Source organism: Streptosporangium sp. NPDC005286, from assembly GCF_040607515.1.
Classification (GTDB): domain Bacteria; phylum Actinomycetota; class Actinomycetes; order Streptosporangiales; family Streptosporangiaceae; genus Streptosporangium.
The window spans coordinates 64,223-79,247 of the sequence record NZ_JBEXGU010000024.1 but is presented as its reverse complement, the minus strand read 5'-3'; the positions used below and the strand labels follow the sequence as shown (position 1 = coordinate 79,247).

The window sequence follows — 15,025 nt, the reverse complement described above, 5'->3', positions numbered from 1 at the left end:
CGCCAGGGGGAGACGACGGCCACTCGCGGCGTAGCTCAGCCGGCCTCGCCTGCGGGCATGGGCAAGGCAGGGGACGGCGGCGTTCAGGTCCTGGGCAGAGCACCTCGTCGTCCACCCGTTGCCCGTCGAGGCAGGGCGCCACGATCCCCAGCGCGATCACTCGCGGCAAAGCTCGATCCGGGGTGCCGGGACGGTGAACTCGCGCTGGAAGCAGGAGGCGACCGCCTCCGGTTCAAACCGGAATGAAGGAAAAGGCCGCCATCCTCCTGTCATCACCATGACCCGCAACCGACGCGTCGCGATTGCCCCTGAACGGGGGTGGCCACGGCTCCTGGCCTGGGTCGATCCTTCAGAGACACGGGTTGGCGTACAGCTCTCCTGTGCCTGCCGCACTGGAGGTATACCGGAGTCCGGCGCCGCGCTGGACGAGATCGCATTCGGCCCGCCGCCCCCTCACTCAGAAGCCGCAGCCGGGCGAGGAGGACGACGGCCGAGCCCCTGACCAGGAGAACCACCGAAAGGAGACATGATGACCGCTGGTGACGGGCGTCCAACCATGTACGTCCCGGCCCGGGACATCCCGGTGCCGGCGTCGGTGAGCCCCGAAGCCCAGACCATGCTGTCGATGGGCATGCTCGGGCCGGAGCCGCAGTGGGCCGCCCTCGACGACGTCCAGGGGTGGAAGAAGCTGATCGCTGAGCGAGAGGCCGCCGTCATGGCCATGTCCGGCGTGGGCGGCGCGTACAACGGCGCGCAAGTCGAGGAGGAAGATCTAGGCGGCTTTACCGTCTTCAGGATCACACCCGATGGTGTCCCGCACAACGATGCACGTGTCTACCTTGAACTCCACGGCGGCGGCTTCATCCAGGACGGCGGCATGATCGCCTGCTCCCGCGCCGTGGACACGGCCAAAAGCCTCCAAGCCCAGGTATGGGCCGTCGACTACCGGATGCCTCCGGACCACCCGTACCCGGCCGCGGTCGACGACTGCGTGGCGGCGTACCGCCAACTACTGAAGGAGCGGAGCCCGGAGAAGATCGTGATCGGCGGCCCGTCGGCCGGCGGTAATCTGGCGGCGGCCACGATCCTGAAAGCCCGCGCGGAAGGGCTCCCTCTGCCGGCGGCATGCGTGATGATCAGCCCCGTCACGGACCTGACCGAAAGCGGCGACACCTGGAACACCAACGAAGGCGTCGACACCGTCATGCGTGGCAGCTTCCTACCGTGTTTCGAGCTGTACGCGGGCGGTCACGACCTGCGCGACCCCTTCCTCTCACCGGTGTACGGCGACCTCACGAAAGGCTTTCCGCCAACGATCCTCACCAGCGGCACGCGGGACAAGCTGTTGTCGGACACCGTCCGGTTCCACCGGGCGCTATGCGGCGCGGGCATCGAAACCGAACTGCACGTCTTCGAAGCGTTCGGACATGCAGGCTTCCTCGGAATGGCGCCGGAAGACGCGGAGCGCGGCGGCGAGGTCAACCGGTTCGCGCACGAACACTGGGCACGCGCCTCTCACAACCTTTGATCCAGCACGAAGCCTCAAAACAGGAGACCATGGGCATGGAAGGCCTGAAGGACAAGGTCATCGTCTTCGCCAGCGCGGGCGGGGCCGCCGAGCGGAAAAGCGTCAGATCGATCCAGACGATGCGAGACGAGGTCGTCCGATTCACCGCTCTCGCCGAGGCGGCGTAGGCGATGTAGGCGATCAGGACAGGCTGACAGGGAGCGGCCGAGGAGACCGGTTCCGCGACCACGGCACAAGCTGGACGCGGCGGCCTACCTCAGGTGCATCGATGGACGGCGCATATCGGGAGCACTCGGGAGCCCCGCCTCCTCTCCAGCCGAAAATGGCCCCGAAGGCTTGTCTCCCGCGCGGATGCGCAGTGCGCTGATCCCCCGGCAGGCTATGTAGATGGTGAAGGAGATGGTGGTGACGTACGGGCTGATCGGGATGCTGCTGCCCAGTGCCAGCAGGATGCCGCCCAGCGTCGAGGTGAGGGCGAACACGACGCTGAGCAACGTGACGAGGCCAGGTGAGGCGCTGACCCGCATGGCCGCCGCGGCGGGGGTGACGAGCAGGGCGAGGACCAGTAGCGCGCCCACGACCTGGATGGAGACGGCCACCGACAGGCCGAGAAGGATCATGAAGAGCGAGGACAAGGTCCGGACGGGGACACCCCTGGCTGCGGCGACGTCGGGGTCGAGGCTGGCGAACGTGAGGGGCCGCCAGAGCACGCAAAGACCGATCAGGACCACCAGGCAGGTGCTGATCAACCAGGTCATCTGCACCGTGTCGACCGCGACGATCTGACCGGTCAGCAACCCGAACTTGTTCGCGGCCCGCCCCTTGTACAGGGCCAAAAACAGCACACCCAGGCCGAGACCGAACGGCATCAGCACCCCGATGATCGAGTTGCGGTCCCGGGCGCGCACCCCCAAAGCGCCAATGATCAGCGCCGCGACAATCGAGCCGGCCAGCGACCCCGCGGCGACGTTCACCCCGGCCAGCAGCGCTGCGGAGGCGCCGGCGAAGGAGAGTTCCGCGACCCCGTGTACGGCGAAGGGGAGGTCGCGCATCATGACGAAGGTGCCGATGACGCCGCCGACCAGGCCCAGCATCGCTCCCGCGATGAGGGAGTTGCGGACCAGGAACAACAGCTCGCCGTAGTTGTCGTAGTTGAAGATCTGCTGCCAGATGTCACCGGTCATGCTGCAGGCTCTCCGCCGTGGTCGTGGGAACCGGGGGCGCCGACGACCACGAACCTGCCGCGGACCTGAAGCACCTCCACCGGGCTTTCGTACAGGTCGGACAAGGTCTGCGAGGTCATGACCTCCTCAGGGGTGCCGATCAGAAACCGCCCCCCGGCGAGGTAGAGCACCCGGTCGACCATGTCCAGAACCGGGTTGATCTCGTGCGTGACGAACACCACCGAGGTGGCGCAGGAACGTCGCCGCGCGTTCACGAGGTCGGCCACCACCTGCTGGTGGTGCAGGTCCAGCGACAACAACGGCTCGTCGCAGAGCAAGATGGCCGGATCGGTGGCAAGAGCTTGAGCGACCCGCAGCCGTTGCTGCTCACCACCCGACAACACCGACAGGGGAACGTCGGCGAAGGCCGTCGCGCCCACGGCCTCCAGAAGTTCCTCCACCCGCCGACGGCTGCGTCGACCGCCGGCGGAAAAACCCCAGCGGTGCCCGTCCACGCCGAGCCGGACCAGGTCGCGGCCCCGCAGTGGGGTCTGCGCGGCGACAGCCCGCTGCTGCGGAATATAACCGATCAGGTCACTCCCCCGGCGGGCCGGCCGTCCGCCCACCAGCAGCGTGCCCGCCGACAGCGACTGCTGACCGAGAAGAACGCGCAGGAAACTGGTCTTGCCTGATCCGTTCGGTCCCAAAACCGCGACGAACTCACCCCGCCGCAGATCCAGGTCCAGGCCCTGCCACAGGACCCGATCACCATAGGCGAGCTCCGCGCCGGCGAGGCTGAGCATGACGTCGCCATCGGCCATCGCCTTCTCACCGTGCGAAGCCGTGACCTCAACAGGCTTGGTCATTTGGCCAGAGCGGCCTGGAGCGCGTCGAGGTTGGCGCTCATCCAGCCGATGTAGTCCTTGCCCTCAGGCAGGGTCTCGGTGACCGCCACCACCGGGATGCCGCTCGCGTCGGCCGCCTTCTTGAGCTGCTCGGTCTGCGGCCCGCTCGTCTGCTCGTTGTAGACCAGGGCCTTGACCTTCTTGCCGCTGAACAGGGCGAGCGTCTCCCGTAGGACCTGGGGGGAGACATCGTCGCCTTCCTCGATGGCCTCGCTGAACTCCTCCGGAGTGAGGTTCTTCAACCCCGCGGCCTCCAGGATGTACAGCGGGACGGGCTCGGTGATGGCCACAGCGGCGCCGTCCGCCTCAGCGGCGATCTTCGCCTCGCGTTCGACGAGCGGCTGGAGCTTCTGCTTGAAGGCATCGGCGTTGGCGGTGAAGGTGGCCGCCGAGGCGGGATCGGCCTTGGTCAGAGCCGCGGAGACCTGGTCGGCGATCTTGGCGACCGAAGGGAAGTCGTACCAGATGTGCTCGTTGAGTTCGCCGCCGGCGGGTGCGGTCCTGCCGGAGACGGTGACGGCGTTGATGACCTGCGCGGAGGAGTTGCCGCTGGAGGCGAGCATGGTGTCGATGAAGTCGTCATAGCCGCCGCCGTTCTCGACGACCACCTTCGCCTTGGACAGCGCGAGCTGGTTTTGGGTGTTGGCCTCATAGGAGTGCGGATCCTGCGCGGGATCGGAGATGATCGAGGTCACCGCGACCTTGTCGCCTCCCACCTGCTTGACGATGTCGCCGTAGACGTTGGTCGAGGCCACCACGGTGACAGGCGTGGAGGGCGGCGAGGTCCCGGCCGCGGGGGACGCCGGCTGCGGCGAGGAGGAGGACGCGCCGCATCCGGCCATCAGCAGCGCCAGGGCACAGAGAGCGGCGGAGCGCATGAGGTGCATGCCGGACCTTCCTAGATCAATAACGGTTTTCATTTCAGCCTGGTGCTTTCGTGGACAACCCTGTAGAAAGTGAAAATCATTGTCAAGCTGGAGTGGCGATCGATATGCAACAGGTGCCGTGGTGGCACACCCGACTCACCGACGCCGGCATCCGGGCAACCAGAAAACGCGTACTGGTACTGGAGGTACTACTCACCGAAGCCCAGCCCATCACCGCCGCGAAACTGCACAGCGAACTCCTGGGACGAGGCAACACCGTCGGCCTGACAACCGTGTACCGAGCGCTGTCCTCACTCGTGGACGCAGGACTCGCCCACGCCTTCACCCAAACAGGCGAGACCACCTACCGCATCTGCGGCCCCACCCGGCACCACCACCTGATCTGCCGCACCTGCGGCCTGGTGACAGAAGAGGCGACCAAGAAACGACCAGACGGCTTCCGCGTCGAAGAGGTATACGGCATCTGCGATGACTGCGCGGCCTTCCCCCGACCAGCGAACCCGGGTTAAGGCCCCGGGAACTGCCGGCCGTAAACCCGGTCCGGCCACCGCCTCTGCGCCGCCCGCCGCGGCGACCCCAAACTGGTCGCGCAGGCCGAGCACATCCTCACCGAGGTACCCGGGGTCGAACGAGTCGGTTCGGTCACGTGCTGTGAGCCGAGGTCGTATGCCACGACCTCTCGCTTCGCTCTTTCAGTCACACGCCGTGGCCATGGAGGTCGAACACCGGCTCATCCATGACCTGCCACGGCTACGCGCCGCCACCGTGCACGCCGATCCCGACGGCCTGGACGGCACCGACCACCATGCCGCCCTTCTCACCCACCGGTAGCCGGCCAAGTGCCGCCCAGCCGATCACGACCGCCCTGGCCGGGCCGCCCTCAAGATGAGCCGACCAGACTCCGGTCCGCATCACCACGCGACATACGCGGTGATGCGGACCGCACCGAAACAAACACACCGGTGTGCGGTGGTCAGGCCGAGGCCGCCGGCCGAGATGGCGCAGCAACGGAGTGGACGTGGAACTCGCCGATCCAGTTGATCCAGCCCACGAGCCGGTGGACAACAGGTGAGCCTCCAAGAGTATAAATATGGTTATCATTTCCACTAGCCTGTATCGCACGCCGGCTCCGCACCCGGTTCGTCCGACGCGTGCAACCACTGCTTTTCCTGCTCGCCGCGGTCAAGGGCAACGGCATGACAGTCCAGCTCAGGGAAGGGAAGGGATCTTGGCAATCGACCCGGGACCGCTCGAGACCGATTCCGAGTGGTCAGGTATCGAGGTGACCGTAGACGCGGGCGTCTGTGTCGGCGCCGGACAATGCGTGCTCGCCACCCCCGAGGTCTTCGATCAGGGCACCGACGGGCTGGTGGTCCTTCTCGACGAGACTCCGCCCCTTTCGCTACACGCCGCCGTGCGAGAGGCCGCACGTCAGTGCCCGTCCGGTGCCGTCACCGTCGGCGACAGCACGGCCCGCTGAGAAGACACGCTCGGCGGTCGCCCACCGAACCGCTTTTCCGCCCCCGCCCCCGCCCCCGTCCAGAGCCGCTGAGGCGGCACGCGTCTGCCTCATGAGCAGCCTGGCTCCCCGAACACCCACCACCGCAGTGCCCCCATATCAAGGAGAACCATGTCCCGCCCATTCGACCGCCGTCGTTTCCTCCGCCAGGGAGCCCTGACCGCCGCGGCTCTGGCCGCCGGGCCTGGTTTGATCACCGCCTGCTCCGCTGATGGCTCCACCGCGTCACCGAAGGCCGCTGCGGCTTCCGGAACACCCCGGGCCGGGGGCACCCTCCGGGCGGCCTTCGTCGGTGGCGGCGCGTCCGAGACCCTCGACTTTTTCAACGGCCCCACCCCGCTGGACCTGGTACGAGCCCGCGCCTGGCACGGCACCCTCGGCAATCTCGACCCCGCCGCCGAGGACGGCGTTCGCTACGGGATTCTCAAGGGCATCGATGTGTCCGAGGATCTGTCCACGTACACCCTGCACCTTCGACCCGATGTCCGTTTCACCGATGGCTCCGCGCTGACCTCGGCCGACGTCCTGCATTCCCTGGCGACCCTTGCGGCGGGCAGCACGCTGCCGGTGTTTCGGATGGCCTCGCTCAACTTCGACCTCGCTCGCGCGAAAGCGGACGGCGCCCTCAAGGTGATCTTGCCGACCGTTCGTCCGATCGCCGATGGTCGCCTGATCCTGTGCCAGGGTAATTTCCTCGTCGTCAAGGACGGAACGAAGCAGTTCTCCACCGGCATGCCGAGTTGCGGTCCGTTCACGCTCACCGAGTTCACCGCCGGGCAGGGAGCCGCCTTCACCCGCAACGACGACTACTACGGGGCCGCCCTGGGGCAGGGACCCCACCTTTCCGGTCTGGAACTGCGCTCGATCGCCGACTCCGACGCCCGGGCCGGTGCGCTGACGAGCGGCGAGGCCGACTTCGTGCACGATCTCTCCCCTGTCACCGCTCGTACGCTGTCCGCCAACGAGAAGTTCGACCTCGTATCCTCCAGGAGCCCTTACCTGGTCGGCCTGTCCTTCCGGATGAACATGAACGTCAAGCCGTTCGACGACGAGCGGGTGCGCGAGGCGTTCAAACTCGCCGCAGACCGCGAGGCCATGGTCAGGACGGTGTTCTACGGCAACGCCACCGTGGGCAACGACCTGCCCTCAATGGGCTTCCCCGACTACGTGGAGGGGCTCGCGCAGCGGGCGCACGACCCTGACAAGGCCCGCTCCTTGCTCAAGGCCGCCGGCGCCGAGGGGATGGAGATCGTGCTGACCACGGGGCCGGAGACTCCGGGCATGGTCGAGGTGGCGACCCTGTACGTCGAGGACCTGAAGAAGATCGGGGTGAGGGCCTCGCTCAAGGAGCTGCCCGCCGGCCAGCTCTTCGCCGACTTCGCCGCCTACACCCGGCTGCCGCTGGCCGCCTCGTACCAGGTACCGGTCCCGGCTCTGTCGACCTACCAGATCGGCACGGCCGGTGGCGCGCCGTCGGCGTTCGGCTGGAAGCGCCCCGATGTCGACGCGCTCGTCTCCAAGTCCCGCGCGCAGAGCGAGCCCGCGGAGGCGAAGAGGATCGGAACCGAGGCGCAAAAGGAGCAGTGGGAGGACGGGAACACGGTGCTGCCGGTGTTCAAGCCCTACGTCAACGCCCAGGCGAAGGGGGTCACCGGCATCCAGGACGACCTGTTCGAGCAGTTCCCCGGTTTTTCCCGGGCAGCCCTGACGTGAGCTGGGCGGTCTTCGTCGGCCGCCGGGTCGTCGGCGCGGCCGTGCTGCTCGTACTGCTGTCCGGCGCGGTGTTCGCCGCCACGGCCGTGCTGCCGGGAGACGCGGTCAGCGCGGTGGCGGGCACCGATGCCTCCATGGCGGAACGCGTCCGGGTCCGGGCTGCCCTCGGCCTGGACCGGCCGGTGGCCGAACGGTATGCCCAGTGGGCACTCAGCGCGGTCCGCGGCGACCTGGGCACCGGATTCGTCGGGCATCGGCCGGTCGTGGAGGTGCTGGGAGCCCGGCTTCCCAACAGCCTGCTGCTGGCCGGCCTGACCCTCGTCCTCACCGTTCCGCTCGCGGTGCTGCTCGGCCTGTCGGCCGGGCTTCGGGCGGGCGGTACCGCCGACCGTCTGCTCTCCTCCCTCGCCCAGGTCGCGGCGGGGATACCGGAGTTCGTGTCGGCGGCGCTGCTGATCGCCGTGCTGTCGGTACAACTGGACCTGCTGCCACGGGTATCCCTGGTGCCGTTGGGCGGCACCCCGCTCGACGCCCCGCAGAGCCTGGTGCTGCCTGTGCTCACCCTCACCGCGGTCGCTCTGGCCACGGCCACCCGGCTGATTCGCGTCTCGGCGGCGGATGTGGCGGCCTCCCCGTACGTGGAGACGGCCCGGCTCAACGGGGTGCGTGGCCTGCGCCTGGCCCTGCGTCATGTGCTGCCCAACGCCGTCGGTCCCGCCGTGCAGGCCCTCACGCTCATCACCGGTGTGCTGGTCGGCGGGGCCGTGGTCGTGGAGGGTGTCTTCGACTATCCCGGTATCGGCCGCGAGCTTCAACGAGCCGTCGCGGCCAGGGATATACCGATGGTGCAGGGCATCGCCACGGCCCTGGCCGCGGTGATGCTGCTGATCCTGCTGCTGGGCGACGTCTGTGGACGGCTGCTCGATCCGGTGGGCGGGGATCGGCGATGACGGGTGTCCTGATGCGGGAGGGGCGACTGCGGGCGGGTGGCTCTCCTGTGCGACCGCGCCGCCGATGGCTGCCGCTGCTCGCCGGGGCCGGGGCGCTGTTCGTGGTCGTGGTCGGGCTGTGCGGGCCGCTGATCGCTCCGCACAGCCCGACCGAGCAGCTGGGGATGCCCTTTGGGTCACCGGGCGGCATCCATCTGCTGGGTACCGACGTCCTGGGCCGGGACGTGCTGAGCCGCGTGCTGTGGGGAGGGCGGGTGATCGTCCTCACCGGGCTCGGCGCGACGCTGGTCGCCGGAGCCGCGGGAATGGCCGCGGGTGTGTTGACGGGGCTCGCGCCCCGCCGCGTCGGCGATCTCGTGCTGCGGCTCGTGGACGCCTTGGCGGTGCTTCCCGCGCTGTTGCTCATTCTCGTGCTGGCGGCCGGTTTCCCCGGCAGCGATTTGGCGGTTGTGGCCGCCGTCGCCCTGGCCACCACCCCGTTCTCGGTACGTGTGCTGCGCGCGGCCACCCGGCAGGTCGTCGTCACCGGCTACGCGGAGGCGGCGTATGCCCGTGGCGACAGCAGATGGGCCGTGCTGGGCCACGACATACTGCCCAACATCGCCGGACCGGCACTGGCGGACACGGCCCTGCGGCTGGTCGCGTCCGTCCACCTCACCGCCACCGCCGGCTTCCTCGGTCTCGGCCGCGGCGCGCCGGCCCCGAACTGGGGACGCATGATCAACGAGAACATACCCGGCGCCTCTCTGACGGTCGCGCCCTTCCTGGCCCCCACCCTGTTGATCGTGCTGCTCTCGGTCTGCGTCGGCCTGCTGGCCGACTGGTTCGCCGACGCGGCATCCGGGGAGCGGCGATGACCAGCGCGGACGGCGAGGAACTGCTCCGCGTCACGGGGCTGACGCTGGCCCCGGTCGGCGGCGGCCTCCCCGTTCTGCGGGAGGCGACGCTGACCCTCGCCTCCGGGCGGGTGCTGGGGGTGGTCGGGCGGTCAGGCTCCGGGAAGAGCAGCCTGGCGCTGAGCCTGCTCGGCCACGTGCGCCCCGGCCTGGAACGGCGCTCCGGCACGGTGCGGGTGGCCGGTCTCGATCCGTTCGACCGGTCGGGAGCCCACCGGTTGCGTGGCCGGGTGGTGTCGTTCATGGGGCAGGATCCGGCGGCCTCCCTCAACCCCGCGCTACGGATCGGGGCACAGGTCGCGGAGGCGGTACGGCTGCGCTCACCCGGACTCTCCGACGTCGCCGGGCAGGTCCGGTCGCTGCTGTCGTCGGTGCGGCTGCCGGCCGACAGGGCGTTTCTGCGGCGCCGTCCCCATCAGGTCTCCGGCGGGCAGGCGCAGCGGGTGGCCCTCGCCGCCGCCCTGGCGGGCAGGCCGCGGCTGCTGGTCCTGGACGAGCCGACGGGCAGCCTGGACACCGTGCTGGCCCACCAGATGCGTGAACTGCTGACCGAACTGGTGCGAGACGGTGACCGCACGGCGGTGCTGGTCAGTCATGACCCGGATTGGGTCGCAGCGCTGGCGGACGAGGTGATCCGGCTGGACGACGGGCGGATCACCGCCTCCGGTCCGCCGCGGACGGTACCGCCGGTCGGGCCGCACCTCACCGCGCCCGCCGACCGTGCGGATGCCGAGACCTCCCGGACGGCCGTTGGCGAGAACCGGGGCGAGCTGCGGGTATGCGATCTGTCGGCCGCGCACGGCCGCAGAGTCGTCCTGCACGAGGTCTCGCTGACCGTCCCCGCCGGCACATGCACAGCTGTGGTGGGGCCGTCCGGTTCCGGCAAGACCACCCTTGCCCGCTGTCTGGTCGGCCTGCATCGCGCGGTGCGGGGCACGGCCGGCTGGAGGGACGGGTTCGACGGGCCGCCTGTCGCTTCGGGGCGCGGCCGTGCGGTGCAGTTGGTGGCCCAGGACTCCCGTGGGGCGCTCAATCCGCGAGAGTCCGTGCGGACCGCCCTGATGCGGCCGCTGACCGGCCTGCGGGGAATGTCAGCCGAAGAGGCCGCCGCCGAGGCCGGCAGGACGCTCGGGCTGGTCGGCCTGGCGCCGGCGATCCTGTCACGCCGGCCAGGCGAGTTGTCCGGCGGGGAGCGCCAGCGGGTCAACCTGGCGCGGGCCCTGGCCGGTGCGCCGCAGGTGCTGGCCTGTGACGAGATCACCTCGGCGTTGGACCCGGAGATCGGGGCCGGCGTCCTGGACCTGCTGACCTCGTTGCGCCGGACGCTGGGGCTGACGGTGTTGCTGGTGACCCATGACCTGACCGAGGTGGCGCGGTACGCGGACCAGGTCGTCGTCTTGGACGGCGGGCGGGTGGTCGAGTCGGGCCCACCGGACCGGGTGTTCGCCCGGCCGGAGCACGCGGTGACACGGGAACTGGTTGGCTGCTCCCGGGTGGGCCAGGCACGAGACCAGGTGTAGCCGCAGAAGGCGGGGGCGAAGGAGCCGCCGCAGGCGCGTGAGGGGAGGGGCGCGGGCCGCCCTCTCCCCTTCCCGGCCCTGTCATGCCGGTGAGAGCGTCCCTGCCAGGGCCTTCTTGTCGATCTTTCCGACCGCGGTCAGCGGCATGGCGGCGATTCCCACCACCTGGTCGGGTGCCTTGTACTCCGCCAGCCCGCGCCCTCTGAGGAAGGCGGCCAGGTGCCGCGTCCCCGGGGTCGGCCCGGCGCAGACCAGGAACGCCACCGACCGCTCGCCCCACTTCTCGTCGGGAACCCCGACCAGTGCCGCCTCCGTGACCGCCGGGTGGGTGAGCAGGTGCTCCTCCACCTCGGTCGCCGCGATCTTCTCGCCGCCGCGGTTGATCTGGTCCTTGATCCGTCCGACGACGACCAGGTGTCCCGAGGGAAGCCGCCGTACGACGTCCCCGCTGCGGTAGAAGCCGTCGGGGGTGAAGGCGACGCGGTTGTGCTCCTGCGCACGGTAGTAGCCGCGCAGGGTGTAGGGGCCCCGGGTGAGCAGTTCGCCGGGGAGACCGTCGGCGACGGGCCGGCCGTCGGGGCCGACGATGAGGACCTCGTCGTCCGGGCAGATCGGGCGCCCCTGGGAGGTGCAGATGAGATCCTCGGAGTCCTCCAGGCGGGTGAGGCTGATCAGTCCCTCGGCCATGCCGAAGACCTGCTGGACCGTCACGCCCAGCGCGGGGCCGAGTCTGCGGGCGACGTCGTCGGCAAGCCGAGCTCCCCCGACCTGGAGCACCCTGAGGCTGTCGAGGTCCGCTTCGCCGCGGGCACCTTCCTCCATCCAGTACGGGACCAGGGGCGGGCTGAGCGAGGTGATGGTCACGCGCTCGCGCTCGATCAGCGCGAAGGCGGTCTGCGGGCTCGGATCGGGCGACACGACGACGGTACCGCCGGCGGCCAGAGTGCCCAGCACGCCGGGGCAGGCCAGCGTGAAGTTGAAGGCGATCGGCAGGACGGCGAGATAGACGGAGTCCTCGTCGAGCCCGCAGATCTCGGCGGCGGCGCGGGCGTTGTAGGCGTAGTCGTCGTGGGTGCGCGGGATGAGTTTGGGCAGGCCGGTGGTGCCGCCGGAGTGCAACAGCAACGCCAGGTCGCCGGCGACGGGATCCTCCTGGTCGGTCGCGACGGGTGAGGCGTCGTTCATCAGGTCTTCGAAACGCGTGAAGTCTCGATGCGCGCCCGGGTCGCCGACCACCACCACGTGGCGTAGCGTGCCGCTTTCCGCCTGGTCGGTGAGGATGTCGCGGAGCAGCCCGCGGTGGTCGAAGCGGGCGTGCCGGTCGGGGATGACGCAGGCCACCGCGCCCGAGATGCGAACCAGGTGGCCGATCTCGGCGCGGCGGTGTCCCGGCATGGCGTGCACGGGTACCGCGCCGAGGCGTTGAAGGGCGAACCAGAGCTGGACGAACTCCGCGCAGTTGGGCAGTTGGACCACGACACGGTCGCCTTTGCGCAGGCCCAGCCGCCGCAGTCCGTGCGCGAGCCGGTTCGCCTCGGCGTCCAGGTGGGCGTAGGTCCAGCGGCGCTCGCCGTCGACGAGCGCGGTTCGCTGCGGGCGCTGCGCGGCCCAGTCACGTAGGTGCGCGCCGAATGTCCGGCCACTCCAGTAGCCGGCGCGGCGGTAACGCTCCGCGTCGGCGTCCGGCCAGACCGGATGGGTCTGGGTCTGGGTCATGGCGATCCCCTTCGTCGTCTCCCGCTGGGAGTGGCATGTGCCTCGTTCATCCGTTTAGGATGCACGAGTAGAAATGATAACCATTTTTACTACATTGCTCCATCGGCACGTCCTTCCGCTGACGCAACGCCACGGGCAAGCACCACGAACATCCGAGAGCCCACACCGGAGGGAAACCCACCCTTGAGTGACGAACACTCCGTCCCAGAACAGACATCGAACCCCGCAGAGCCGCCTTCGCATGCGCCCGCACCGGCCTTCGCGCCGGACGACGTACGCGAGGCGGTCGCTCAGGCGCTGGAGATACCGGCGGACGAGATCGACCAGGAGCGCGACCTGTTCGAGCTCGGACTCGACTCCCTCACCGTGATGAAACTCGTCGGCGAGTGGCGCCGCCGCGGTATCGCCGTCACCTTCCGGGACCTGGTCCAGGACCCGGTGCTCGGCTCCTGGAGCACCCTGCTGACAGAGAAGGCACAGCAGGCCTCCATCGACATGCCCTCCCCCGCCCTCCCCCCGGACCCCGGTTACGACGAGGAGGCGCCGTTCGCGCTGGCGACGATGCAGCACGCCTACTGGATCGGCCGGCAGGACGGCCAGCCGCTGGGCGGCGTCGCCGCCCACTTCTACGTCGAACTCGACGGCGAGGGGGTGGACCCCGTACGGCTCGAGAGGGCGCTGCGCGCTCTGAGCGAACGGCACGGCATGCTGCGGGCCCGCTTCGACGACAAGGGCCGCCAGCACTACGGCGCGCCCGGCAGCGGCCTGGTCGTCCACGACCTGCGGGAGCCGCCCGCCGACGATGTCACCGACACGCTGGAGACGTTGCGCGAGCGCCACACCCACGGCCGCCTGGACATCGCGGCGGGCGAGGTCTTCCGAGTCTCCCTGTGCCTGCTGCCCGGCGGGCGAACCAGGCTCCAGCTCGACCTGGACATGATGGCCGGCGACGCGCTGAGCCTGCGCGTCCTGCTCACCGATCTGCACCGGCTGTATGAGCGCCCCGACAGGCCACTGCCCGCCTTCAGCCTCGACTACGGCCGCTACCTGGCCGAACACGCCCGGCGTCGTGGCCCAGAACGCGAGCGGGCCGCCCGGTGGTGGCGCGACCGGCTCCCCGATCTTCCCCGGGCGCCCCGGCTGCCCACGACGGTGGATCCGCTGCGGCCCGTGTCCGCGGCCGACTCCGCGCTCACCCACTCCAGGCGTCTGCACCACTGGCTGGACCCCGACGCCAAGGCCGCGTTCCTGGCACGGGCACGCCTGCACGGCATCACCCCCGCGGCCGCCCTGGCCACCGCGTTCGCCGAGGTCATCGCCGCCTGGAGCGACACCCACCGCTTCCTGCTCAACCTTCCGCTGTTCGACCGGGAGATGCTCACCCCCGACGTCGCCGGGCTCATCGGTGACTTCAGCGGCTCCGTCCTGCTCGACGCGGACATGAGCGCCGCCCTGCCCTTCACCGAACAAGCCCGGCGGCTGCAGGACGGCCTGCAGGCGGGGGTCGCTCACGGCGCGTACGGCGGCGTCGAGGTGCTGCGCGACCTCGCGCGCCTTGAAGGCGCCCCCGTCCTCGCGCCCGTCGTCTACACCAGCGCCATCGGCCTGGGCGAGATCTTCACACCGGACGTCCAGGCGACCTTCGGCCGCCCGGTGTGGATCATCTCCCAGGGCCCCCAGGTCTTCCTGGACGCCCAGGTCACCGAACTCGACGGCGGACTCCTTCTCAACTGGGACGTCCGCGACGGCGTGCTCGCCCCCGGCGTGCCGGACGCGGCCTTCGACGCCTACCGCCGCCTGGTCACCGACCTCCTCACCACCTCAGAGGCCTGGCTGCTGCCCGTCGGACCGCTGCTGGCCGCCGACCGGCTCCCGGTCCGCGCCGTCGCCGCCCTGCCTGCGGCCCCGCAGCCCGGCCACGTTCTGCACACGCGCTTCTTCCGGCTCGCCGACGAGCGGCCCGGCCGCGTCGCCGTCGCCGGAGAGGACGGATCCGCGCTGACGTACGCCGAACTCGCCCTGGTGGCGCGGAAGGTGGCGACCCTGCTGCGACACCACGGTGTGCGGGAGGGCGACACCGTGGCCATCACCCTGCCCAAGGGCACCGCCCAGATCGCCGCCGTCCTCGGGGTGCTCGCCGCGGGAGCCGCCTACGCGCCCGTCGGGGTGGAGCAGCCCGCCATCCGGCGCAGCCGCATCCACGCCATGGCCGGCGCGGCCGTCGTGCT

Annotated in this window: 13 protein-coding genes and 1 pseudogene; 9 read left to right on the top strand and 5 right to left on the bottom strand. The window is 69.9% G+C overall.

Annotation, left to right across the window (positions count from 1 at the left end):
- Positions 1-526: 526 nt before the first annotated feature.
- On the top strand, positions 527-1,528 hold the full coding sequence (locus ABZU75_RS12305; protein ID WP_355552652.1) for an alpha/beta hydrolase: 1,002 nt from the start codon (positions 527-529) through the stop codon (positions 1,526-1,528).
- A 35-nt stretch (positions 1,529-1,563) separates the two neighbouring features.
- On the top strand, positions 1,564-1,695 hold the full coding sequence (locus tag ABZU75_RS12300) for a hypothetical protein (RefSeq protein ID WP_355552649.1): 132 nt from the start codon (positions 1,564-1,566) through the stop codon (positions 1,693-1,695).
- A gap of 84 nt (positions 1,696-1,779) precedes the next feature.
- Here the strand turns inward: ABZU75_RS12300 and ABZU75_RS12295 are convergent, their stop codons facing one another.
- Genes ABZU75_RS12295 through ABZU75_RS12285 form a run of 3 tightly spaced genes read right to left on the bottom strand, consistent with a single transcriptional unit; the run spans position 1,780 to position 4,483 of the window.
- Positions 1,780-2,712, bottom strand: coding sequence for a metal ABC transporter permease (locus ABZU75_RS12295; protein ID WP_355552646.1), 933 nt, complete (start codon positions 2,710-2,712; stop codon positions 1,780-1,782).
- Positions 2,709-3,557 carry a metal ABC transporter ATP-binding protein gene (locus tag ABZU75_RS12290; protein ID WP_355552642.1) on the bottom strand — a complete coding sequence of 283 codons (849 nt, stop codon included), beginning with the start codon at positions 3,555-3,557 and terminating at the stop codon, positions 2,709-2,711. Before ABZU75_RS12290 ends, ABZU75_RS12295 begins: the two co-directional genes overlap by 4 nt.
- Positions 3,554-4,483: a zinc ABC transporter substrate-binding protein gene (locus ABZU75_RS12285; protein WP_355552639.1), complete on the bottom strand. Its 930-nt coding sequence runs from the start codon at positions 4,481-4,483 to the stop codon at positions 3,554-3,556. The genes ABZU75_RS12290 and ABZU75_RS12285 overlap by 4 nt, the downstream gene beginning before the upstream one ends.
- 50 nt (positions 4,484-4,533) lie before the next feature.
- Between ABZU75_RS12285 and ABZU75_RS12280 the strand changes: the two genes are divergently transcribed.
- Entirely contained in the window at positions 4,534-4,992 is a 459-nt protein-coding gene (locus ABZU75_RS12280) for a Fur family transcriptional regulator (protein ID WP_355552636.1), read from the top strand.
- Between the two features lie 241 nt (positions 4,993-5,233).
- On the opposite strand, the gene ABZU75_RS12275 is transcribed toward ABZU75_RS12280, so the two are convergent.
- Positions 5,234-5,395: a hypothetical protein gene (locus ABZU75_RS12275; RefSeq protein ID WP_355552634.1), complete on the bottom strand. Its 162-nt coding sequence runs from the start codon at positions 5,393-5,395 to the stop codon at positions 5,234-5,236.
- A gap of 364 nt (positions 5,396-5,759) precedes the next feature.
- Here ABZU75_RS12275 and ABZU75_RS12270 point away from each other — a divergent pair, with 364 nt between their 5' ends.
- The 5 genes from ABZU75_RS12270 to ABZU75_RS12250 all read left to right on the top strand — a co-directional run bounded on the left by ABZU75_RS12270 (position 5,760) and on the right by ABZU75_RS12250 (position 11,081).
- Positions 5,760-5,963: a ferredoxin gene (locus tag ABZU75_RS12270; protein ID WP_355552663.1), complete on the top strand. Its 204-nt coding sequence runs from the start codon at positions 5,760-5,762 to the stop codon at positions 5,961-5,963.
- Between the two features lie 150 nt (positions 5,964-6,113).
- Complete coding sequence (locus tag ABZU75_RS12265) at positions 6,114-7,715, top strand: ABC transporter substrate-binding protein (protein ID WP_355552632.1); 1,602 nt, start codon at positions 6,114-6,116, stop codon at positions 7,713-7,715.
- Complete coding sequence (locus ABZU75_RS12260; protein WP_355552629.1) at positions 7,712-8,665, top strand: ABC transporter permease; 954 nt, start codon at positions 7,712-7,714, stop codon at positions 8,663-8,665. The genes ABZU75_RS12265 and ABZU75_RS12260 overlap by 4 nt, the downstream gene beginning before the upstream one ends.
- The gene (locus ABZU75_RS12255; RefSeq protein WP_355552626.1) at positions 8,662-9,522 is read left to right on the top strand and encodes an ABC transporter permease subunit; all 861 of its coding nucleotides are present in this window, start codon (positions 8,662-8,664) and stop codon (positions 9,520-9,522) included. The genes ABZU75_RS12260 and ABZU75_RS12255 overlap by 4 nt, the downstream gene beginning before the upstream one ends.
- Positions 9,519-11,081 carry an ATP-binding cassette domain-containing protein gene (locus tag ABZU75_RS12250; protein ID WP_355552623.1) on the top strand — a complete coding sequence of 521 codons (1,563 nt, stop codon included), beginning with the start codon at positions 9,519-9,521 and terminating at the stop codon, positions 11,079-11,081. Before ABZU75_RS12255 ends, ABZU75_RS12250 begins: the two co-directional genes overlap by 4 nt.
- A gap of 81 nt (positions 11,082-11,162) precedes the next feature.
- Here the strand turns inward: ABZU75_RS12250 and ABZU75_RS12245 are convergent, their stop codons facing one another.
- Positions 11,163-12,797, bottom strand: a complete 1,635-nt coding sequence (locus ABZU75_RS12245; RefSeq protein WP_355552620.1) for a (2,3-dihydroxybenzoyl)adenylate synthase — start codon at positions 12,795-12,797, stop codon at positions 11,163-11,165.
- Here ABZU75_RS12245 and ABZU75_RS12240 point away from each other — a divergent pair.
- A pseudogene (locus ABZU75_RS12240) lies at positions 12,777-15,008 on the top strand (condensation domain-containing protein); the annotation flags it as partial. The gene ABZU75_RS12245 and the pseudogene ABZU75_RS12240 overlap by 21 nt on opposite strands.
- Positions 15,009-15,025: the final 17 nt, after the last annotated feature.

Bases quoted from the DNA above. Each gene is read 5' to 3' on its own strand.
- ABZU75_RS12290 (WP_355552642.1), bottom strand. From the start codon at position 3,557: ATGACCAAGCCTGTTGAGGTCACGGCTTCGCACGGTGAGAAGGCGATG.
- ABZU75_RS12295 (WP_355552646.1), bottom strand. From the start codon at position 2,712: ATGACCGGTGACATCTGGCAGCAGATCTTCAACTACGACAACTACGGC.
- ABZU75_RS12245 (WP_355552620.1), bottom strand. From the start codon at position 12,797: ATGACCCAGACCCAGACCCATCCGGTCTGGCCGGACGCCGACGCGGAG.
- ABZU75_RS12255 (WP_355552626.1), top strand. From the start codon at position 8,662: ATGACGGGTGTCCTGATGCGGGAGGGGCGACTGCGGGCGGGTGGCTCT.
- ABZU75_RS12265 (WP_355552632.1), top strand. From the start codon at position 6,114: ATGTCCCGCCCATTCGACCGCCGTCGTTTCCTCCGCCAGGGAGCCCTG.
- ABZU75_RS12285 (WP_355552639.1), bottom strand. From the start codon at position 4,483: ATGCACCTCATGCGCTCCGCCGCTCTCTGTGCCCTGGCGCTGCTGATG.
- ABZU75_RS12300 (WP_355552649.1), top strand. From the start codon at position 1,564: ATGGAAGGCCTGAAGGACAAGGTCATCGTCTTCGCCAGCGCGGGCGGG.
- ABZU75_RS12275 (WP_355552634.1), bottom strand. From the start codon at position 5,395: ATGCGGACCGGAGTCTGGTCGGCTCATCTTGAGGGCGGCCCGGCCAGG.
- ABZU75_RS12305 (WP_355552652.1), top strand. From the start codon at position 527: ATGATGACCGCTGGTGACGGGCGTCCAACCATGTACGTCCCGGCCCGG.
- ABZU75_RS12250 (WP_355552623.1), top strand. From the start codon at position 9,519: ATGACCAGCGCGGACGGCGAGGAACTGCTCCGCGTCACGGGGCTGACG.